Raw genomic sequence first — 1,702 nt, forward strand, 5'->3', positions numbered from 1 at the left:
CCCTCACCCCCAGCCCCTCTCCCAAAGGGAGAGGGGAGCTACGGATCTAGGCCAGAGCTTTGCGGCAGCCTGATTTGTTGGATATTGGCAGTTTACATTTGCCGGCTGGGATCCCAGGTTAGCGCAGCAGACCTTCACTTCTTAGGGTTCAGGCGGCCATCGAGGGCTGCCTCTGGGTTTGTGGGTTGGCTATCGGCAGGGTGAAGTGGAAGGCACTGCCCTGGTTGATCCCTCCCGATTCGGCCCAGATGCGCCCCCCCATCGCCTCGATGATCAGCCGGCAGATGGCCAGCCCCAAGCCCGTCCCCCCCACGGAACGGCGCAGGGACCCCTCTGCCTGGTAAAACCGCTCGAAAATGACCTGTAAGCGCTCCGGTTCAATGCCGCGTCCACTGTCGGCCACAGTAAATCTCACCATCGCTTCTCCAGGTTCGCCGGCTGATGGCTCCACCTCTGCCCGGATCCAGATCCGCCCGCTGGGAGGAGTAAACTTGCAGGCATTGTCCAACAGCTTGCGCAAGACCTCCACCAGCCATTCCCCATCCGCCTTGACCATCGGCAGCCGTCTGGGCAGCGCCTGCTCGATGGTGGGTAACTCCTCGTGCCGCCGTCGCGCTTTGACGTTGCTCAGGGCCAGCTCCACGCATTCTTGGGCAGACAACGGCTCGATATGCCAGCGAACGCGACCGCTTTCCAGCTTGGAGAGGGTGAGAAAATCCTGCACCAACTCCCGCAGCCGACCGGCATCTTGCAGAGCCGCATTCAACATCTCCTGGCGCATCTCCAAGGGCATATGAGGATCGCTGGCCAACGACTCCAGACACACTTGAATGGTGGACAAAGGGGTGCGCAGCTCGTGCCCGATCACAGCGATCAGCTCCGACTTGGCCCGATCCAGATCCTGCAATTGGCGATTCAGCTCTTCCAGGTGCTGGTAGGCTTCTGCCTGTAAGAGGGCCACCCCCACTTGATTGGCAATGGCTTCTGCCAACTCCAGAGTGGCCGGCTGCCAGCGGCGAGGGTGTTCGTGGTGCAGCTCCAAGAGGCCCAGCAACCGCCCCTGATAGAGAATCGGCAGAGCCACCCAAGCGCGAATTTGGGCCGGCTGCCACAGCTCCGGCAGGCAATGCAGACGCGGATCCTTCTGGCTGTCCTCGCAACACACCAGGTGTGCTGAGGCCATTGCCTCCTGCAGAAAAGGGTTGCTTTGCACGGGCCAGAGGGATCCCTTGAGGCTGCCCATTCTCAGGGTGTGATACTCGTGCTCGATCTGGACAGCAGGAACCTGGCCATCGTAGCGGTAGATCAAACAGCGCCCCACTCCTGCCGCTTGCCCCAGTTCCTGCACCGCAATGGTCAGGATATCGCCGGGATGCAAAGACTGGCGAATGGCGCTGCTGATGCGGTTGATCAAGCGTTCCTTGCGCTCTTGAGCCTGAATGGTGCGATAGGCCCGCTGCAGCTTGTATTGGCCTGCCTGAAGATAGGTGATCAGCCGCTCGGTGAAGGGCCCTGGATTCAGTTGACTGGCAGAGTTTTGCAGGGATCCCTCCAGATGCTGGCGGATCGGCTCCAAGCGAGGGGCCAGATCTGGACGGTAACCGAGGATCTTGGGCAGCAGTGCCAAAGCCGCTTGAACCGCGACCAGGCGATCAAACGACCAGACGCCATCGAACTGTCGGGCTGCGTCCATATCGCTGCC

At 61.0% G+C, this 1,702-nt stretch carries 1 protein-coding gene; it reads right to left on the bottom strand.

Annotated elements, in window-relative coordinates; all coding sequences use genetic code 11:
• Nucleotides 1-148: 148 nt before the first annotated feature.
• On the bottom strand, nucleotides 149-1,702 hold a 1,554-nt coding region (locus NW844_RS01560), incomplete at its 5' end, for an ATP-binding protein (RefSeq protein WP_414332879.1).

Origin of the sequence: Synechococcus sp. H55.2 (assembly GCF_047462495.1) — a bacterium.
In the GTDB taxonomy this organism is placed as follows: domain Bacteria; phylum Cyanobacteriota; class Cyanobacteriia; order Thermostichales; family Thermostichaceae; genus Thermostichus.